Origin of the sequence: Sphaerochaeta sp. UBA5836 (assembly GCF_002432845.1) — a bacterium.
Lineage (GTDB): Bacteria > Spirochaetota > Spirochaetia > Sphaerochaetales > Sphaerochaetaceae > Sphaerochaeta.
Genome location: NZ_DJGW01000075.1, coordinates 24,425 through 30,515 on the forward strand (window position 1 = coordinate 24,425; position 6,091 = coordinate 30,515).

At 53.8% G+C, this 6,091-nt stretch carries 8 protein-coding genes; 4 read left to right on the forward strand and 4 right to left on the reverse strand.

Annotated features, from left to right (window positions below; translation table 11 throughout):
- Positions 1-161: 161 nt before the first annotated feature.
- Entirely contained in the window at positions 162-770 is a 609-nt protein-coding gene (locus tag B3F49_RS06190) for a metallophosphoesterase family protein (RefSeq protein WP_293909802.1), read from the reverse strand.
- Between the two features lie 43 nt (positions 771-813).
- Here B3F49_RS06190 and B3F49_RS06195 point away from each other — a divergent pair, with 43 nt between their 5' ends.
- Complete coding sequence (locus B3F49_RS06195; RefSeq protein WP_293896751.1) at positions 814-1,740, forward strand: alpha/beta hydrolase; 927 nt, start codon at positions 814-816, stop codon at positions 1,738-1,740.
- 20 nt (positions 1,741-1,760) lie between these two features.
- Entirely contained in the window at positions 1,761-2,984 is a 1,224-nt protein-coding gene (locus B3F49_RS06200; RefSeq protein WP_293909805.1) for a YihY/virulence factor BrkB family protein, read from the forward strand.
- On the opposite strand, the gene B3F49_RS06205 is transcribed toward B3F49_RS06200, so the two are convergent.
- Complete coding sequence (locus B3F49_RS06205) at positions 2,981-3,784, reverse strand: ZIP family metal transporter (RefSeq protein ID WP_293909808.1); 804 nt, start codon at positions 3,782-3,784, stop codon at positions 2,981-2,983. The genes B3F49_RS06200 and B3F49_RS06205 overlap by 4 nt on opposite strands.
- Before the next feature lie 94 nt (positions 3,785-3,878).
- Here B3F49_RS06205 and B3F49_RS06210 point away from each other — a divergent pair, with 94 nt between their 5' ends.
- On the forward strand, positions 3,879-4,370 hold the full coding sequence (locus tag B3F49_RS06210; RefSeq protein ID WP_293909811.1) for a hypothetical protein: 492 nt from the start codon (positions 3,879-3,881) through the stop codon (positions 4,368-4,370).
- On the opposite strand, the gene B3F49_RS06215 is transcribed toward B3F49_RS06210, so the two are convergent.
- A complete protein-coding gene (locus tag B3F49_RS06215) occupies positions 4,332-4,733 on the reverse strand; it encodes a hypothetical protein (protein WP_293896747.1) in 402 nt (133 codons plus the stop codon). The genes B3F49_RS06210 and B3F49_RS06215 overlap by 39 nt on opposite strands.
- On the reverse strand, positions 4,734-5,396 hold the full coding sequence (locus tag B3F49_RS06220; RefSeq protein ID WP_293909814.1) for a Crp/Fnr family transcriptional regulator: 663 nt from the start codon (positions 5,394-5,396) through the stop codon (positions 4,734-4,736).
- 87 nt (positions 5,397-5,483) lie between these two features.
- Between B3F49_RS06220 and B3F49_RS06225 the strand changes: the two genes are divergently transcribed.
- Positions 5,484-6,091: ATP-binding protein (locus B3F49_RS06225; RefSeq protein WP_293909817.1), on the forward strand; the 608-nt coding region annotated here is incomplete at its 3' end.

Sequence of the window (6,091 nt, forward strand, 5' to 3'; positions counted from 1 at the left end):
GCTGAAGCGTTGCAGCAGGAGATCAACACTCTGTTGCTTGACGGGCACAAGCAGAAGGGACGACTGCCGGACCAGCTTCTGGTTAATGGAAAGAGCAATTACCGAAGGGCGCAGGTTGTTCCGCTCGCCCGGCTTTTGGACGCTTATGAGAGCCTCCTCCGTCACAAGAAGTAGTATTGCAACGAAGGCAGCGGACGATCGTCGTCAAAGCTGCGGATGCTGATTCCTTCTTCAAAGAACAAGGCATAGGTGGGGCCCAACGCCGTTCTTGGAAAGGTGGTGGAGCCTGGGTTTATGTGCAGGATTCCGTCTTCGCCCAGCATCAGGCGGGGGGCGTGGGTATGTCCTGAAATGAAGATGTCGCCCCGTTCCATATCCAATCCATAGGGTGAGGGGAACCTGTCTCCATGCGTCATTACCACCGGGTACTTCCCCCATTGCAGCCGTTGCACCAAGGGAGGGAGGTTGATGCCGGCAGAGCTGAAGTCATACGAACTGTCACAATTTCCCCGGACCAATATGAACTCGACAGGTTGACTCAGCAGCTGCTTGAAAGCAGGTGATGAGGGAGGACAGATGTCTCCGGCTATGAGAATTTGCTGTGCTCGATGGACCTTGGCGTGTTGCAAGAGCCGGTGCAGCGCAACCGTCGATCCATGAACATCACTGGCTACAATCAAAGTCGGAAGCATGAGTTCGCTTTCTCCTGCAATATTTTCCCAAACAGAGTAAATTTGGTCCTTGTGGTGTGTACACAATATTGTTATCATGATACGAGAATTATATAAAAATAAACAAGACGGGGAGGGGCCTATGACTACAATCAGGGGGTTGGTTTGCAGCGACGGCAAGACGATACAGTATCGTGTATGGATTCCTGAGGAGAGGCAGATCGAGGGAGTGCTCCTGATTTTGCATGGAATGGCCGAGCATAGTCTTCGGTATCAGCGCTTTGCGCTGTTTCTCAACTCCAAGGGTATTGCCGTTTATGCTCCCGATCACCGTGGTCATGGCTTGACCGGTCAGCGCGATGGGGAAACACTGGGATATTTTGCAGAACGGGAAGGGTGGAGGCGCGTGGTGGAGGACGCCTACGAGCTGTGCAATGTCATTCTTTCAGAGTTCCCCAAGAAACCCCTCTTTTTGCTTGGTCACAGCATGGGCTCCTTTCTTGCACGCTCTTTGATGGTTGAACACTCCGACCTCTTCGACGGGGTGATCATCATGGGTACCGGTTCCTCGCAAGGCTTGTTGGGCAAGGTGGGAAAACTGATCGCCCGCTCCCATGTTTCCAAGCATGGCTCCAAGCATCCTGATGCCCTGCTTGATAAAATGAGTTTCGGCTCCTACAACAAAAAAATACCCAATGCCCAAACACCCTTCGATTGGCTTTCCCGGGATAAGGAACAGGTTGCAGCCTATATAGAGGATCCCTTGTGCGGTTTTGTCTGCACTTCCAAGTTCTTTGAGGACCTGCTTGATGGAATAGAGATGGCCAATAACCGGGTTTTAGCCAGGAAACTACCCGTCGATTTGCCTTTGCTCATCATCAGTGGAACGGAAGACCCGGTAGGAGGGTATGGCAAGGGAGTTCGCAAGGTATATGAGCTGTATCGTGACTGCAACATCTCAGACATCACGCTTACCCTGATTCCTGAGGCACGACATGAGTTGCTTCAAGAGACAAACCGCCAATCGACCAAGGAGTATCTCTACAATTGGATGAAGCAAAGGCTATGAAAACAACGCATTGGAGCGTGATGCAACAGAACCTCAAACGATTGGGCAAGTTCATCGCCATCGTCTTCAGGCAGGCGATGAAAGACAATATTCTCAATTCAGCCTCCGGTTTGGTGTATTCAACCCTCCTTGCCATCATTCCCGCCCTAACCTTCATATTTACGTTTTTCAAGACCCTGGGGGTGCTTGAACCGCTGACAGCCGTCCTGTCCCAGTGGATTTCCGACCTTGTCGGACCACAGGCAGGAGGGGATTTAATGGTTCTCTTGGACCGTTACACCCGCAATGCGACGAGCCTGGGCGTGGTGGGGCTGGTCTCCTTTCTGATCACCATGGTCCTGCTCATCAACAAGGTGTGGTCGGTGATCAACCAGATTTATCGGTCCTCGCGCAGTCGCAATACTCTCAAACGCTTCGCAGGCTATGTTACCTTTCTCATTGTAGCGAGCCTGCTTTTGGCTGCCTATGTGAGCGTGCAGTCGGTGCTGGCCACATGGTATCTCGACTTGGTGGGTGTCACCATCGGTCGCTGGTCGAGTGTGCTGAGGACGCTTGCCCCATCGATCATCGTCGCCCTCATCCTCTTTCTTCTCATCTATTTTGTACCCAATACGAAAGTGCGGTTCGATGCCGCGTTCCTCGGCAGTCTTGCAGGGGTGCTGTTCATCAGCATATTCAGCAAATTCACCACCCTCCTTACCTCGATGGCCACCAACTTCTCTGTCATCTACGGTTCGTTTGCGGCGGTCTTTTTATTCTTGTTCTTCTGTTATGTTTTTTGGGCAACGGTCTTCTTCAGCGTTGAGCTTGCCTATGTGCACCAGTTCAGGCCCGATGCATCCAGCTTCATCGGCCTTCCGCAAAGCCCGGCCCTGCAGCTCTCCGAGGGCACCAACATCATGATGCTCATCGGCAGCAACTTCCGCGACGGCAGGGGTGCAACCTCGGTTAGGGAGATGCTCGACCGTCTTGCCATTCCCTACAACAGGCTCCAAGGTTTTTTGGCGTTGCTGACCCAGCTGAATTTCATCACCCCGACGAACAACAGTCATACAAGCTTTATTCCCAAGCAACCGCTGGAAAGCCTGCGCCTGCAGGATTTGGTGGTAGGCCTGTATGGACTGGAAACCATCGACGAGGTGGAGCACGATACCGCCGGAGAGGCTGTTGCCTTGCAGGTTCAGGACCGGGGTATTGCCAGCCTGGGGTCGCTGACCATCGAGAACCTCTTGCAGCGCATCTAGCCCAGGGCTACATCCAAAATCATCATGACCGCAAAGCCAACCATGGTTCCCAAGGTGGCGTAGTGGGTTCCTTTGTGGTCGTCCGAGGCCGCTTGTGCTTCCGGGATCAGCTCCTCGACCACTACATAGATCATCGCTCCTGCTGCAAAGGCGAGTGCATAGGGAAGAACGGGCGTCATCCGGGTTACCAGAAGGGCTCCCAAGACACCCGCAATGGGTTCCACGATACCGGATGCTTGGCCGTAGAAAAAACTCTTTGTCCTGCTCAGGCCTTCCCTGCGCAGCGGGATGGAAACAGCAGCCCCTTCGGGCAGGTTCTGCAGTCCGATGCCGATGGCAACCGCCAGTGCCGCACTCATGTCCCCTCCGCCAAGGGCGGCCGAACCGATGGCAACCCCGACGGCCAAGCCTTCGGGAAAGTTGTGCAACGTGATGGAGAGGACCAACAGGATGGACCTGCGAAGGTGGGTCGGGATGCCTTCCTCTTCACCCCTCTTCGAGCCGATGTGGGCATGGGGCAGCAGATGATCGGCTGCGTAGAGAAAGAGGCCGCCGAGAAGAAAGCCGATTGTCGCTACCAGGTAGGCTGGAACCGGGCCGTCCTGGGAAAGCTCGATCGCCGGGGCAAGCAGCGACCAGAACGAGGCAGCGATCATGATGCCGCTGGCGAAACCCAGCAGGGTGTTCATCACATGCTTTTGGATTGTCTTGAAGAAGAACACAAAGGCCGAACCCAGGGCCGTCATGGCCCACGTGCCCATCGTCGCCAAAAAGGCCAGAAAGATTGGATTGTTGCTCATGACATTACAATACGGGGCCTCAGTTGAACGGTCAAGATGAGAAACCTCTTGCCTAGAAGCAAGATGACAGGCTACTGTGGATTTGGAGGCTCCTATGTTGTTAGACCCTGTCAACCAAGCTGCAATAGACCCGCTCATCTGGCATTCGTTTCCCGATGAGACCGATGGCATTCTTGCAGATGAAATATGGAAGTGCGGTACGCTTGTGTGTACCATACTCAAGAACCCTGCCTGCAAAAGCGGGGAAGATTTGGTGAATATTCCCTACTCTCTGATCGTCAAGCGCGGCAAACAGGTAATTCTTGCCGTCTCTTTGGAGCAGGAAGACCTGCGTTCCCTCTCCTACAAGCTGGGCTGTTCACTGCGTGAGTTGCAGGAGGATTACAGCACCAAAGGGTATTTCTCCGAGTTGCGCGGCTATGTGTACACCAACGACGTTCGTGAGGACCTCGGCCCCTATGAGGGTGGCCTGGACATGCAGAGTGTCAGGATATTCCTGCTGGAAACCGTGTGCGATACGTTTGACATCTTGTCCGAGCCGATCCAGCTACAGGGTGAAGACAAAGCTGCCCGAAAAACTCACTGACGATTGTGCTCTCTCTTGCTGCGGTCGGTAGGGGATCAGAAGGCCTGAGCTTCCCTGCCTGATTGCGGTGGGAGTGTAGAGAAACGAGCTTGTCGGACCCGCTACCAAGGTGGTGGTTTGTTGTGAGGCACTGCCGGCTAGCAGTGCCTTTATCAGCATCCCGTCAAGCTCGATAAGCACCCAGTCCCCGTTTTTGTAGCCAGCCTGGTACAGGTCGTTCTCATTGATCGAGAGCACAAGCAGTGGGGAATCCACTTCCTTGGCCACCTCGACGGCAAGGGGCTTGGGCCGATGGGATGTGCTTGTGCAGGACGTAAACAGCATCAAAGCCACTAGAGTTGCAAGCAATAGGAACCGTTTCATCTACTCCTCCTCGTATAGGGTGAAGGTACTCTTCTGATACTCCAGCAAACCTTCACTGCGCATTTTTGAGAGTTCGCTGGACATGGCGCTGCGTTCGACGCAGAGGTAGTCGGCAAGCTGCTGGCGGTCGAAAGGAATCGAGAAGGTTCTGCTTTTCCGTTTTTTTGCCTCCTCGGAGAGGTACGACAGCAGCTTTTCCCGGGTGCTTCGCTTGGTGATGTGATTCATCTTCTTCATCAGTTCAAGGTTCTTCTGCGATAACAGCTTGACCATGTTCTCAATCAAGGACTGATGATGGACACAGCCTTTTCGGCAGGTGGTGATGACCTGGTGGATGTTCAAAAAGAGAACGATGGTCGGTTCACAAGTAATGACGACCACCTCGCTGGGCAGCTGGGTGCACGCTATGGTTTCAGCAAAGCTGTCTGCAACGCCGAGGTTGGCAACCACCGTTCGGTTGCCCCAGAAATCGTGGCGGACGATGTTTGCCGATCCTGATAGGATGATTCCCATCTCGTCGGTGTACTCTCCCTCGTCGATGATGGTGTAATCCTTGGGAAACGTAGAGGTTCTTGCTTTCAGGCAGGAGAGCAGGTCCTCGACGTTCCCAGGCTGGATCCGGGTAAACAATACTGATCGCTCTAGAATCTGTACTATATCCATAGGATTTCCTTTTCTGTTGTAAAAACAACATAATAAACCTGAGCCCCATGGTACCATAGCCCTCGATTCGAGACAATGGAGGATAGTATGATCAGACAAATGATTACCATAGATGAAGAGAAGTGCAACGGTTGCGGCTTGTGTGTCAGCGCCTGTCAGGAAGGAGCCATCGGCCTGGTCAACGGCAAGGCGGTTTTGCTGCGCGAGGATTACTGCGATGGATTGGGCAACTGCCTGCCGGTATGCCCCACCGGAGCCATCAGTTTTGAAGAGCGCGAGGCTCCTGCCTTCAATCATGAGGCGGTTGAAGCGTTCATGCAAACCGACAAGCCTGTATTCAGCTGTCCCGGCAGCCAAATCAAGGTGATGAAGGAGAGCCGGAGGGATGGTGCTCACGCACCTGCTGCAAGTCAACTGAGGCAGTGGCCGGTGCAGATCAAGCTTGCCGCCCCCAATGCAGCGTTCTTCAACAACTGCGACCTGCTCATCGCCGCCGACTGCGCTGCGTATGCGCACGGAGACTTTCACAATACCTTCATCCGTAGCCGTGTCACCCTCATCGGTTGTCCCAAGCTCGATGAAGGCGACTATGCCCGCCAGCTCACCCAGATATTTTCCAATCACGATATTCGAAGCATCACCGTGGCGAGGATGGAAGTCCCCTGCTGTGGAGGTCTGGATGGGGCGGTCAAGCG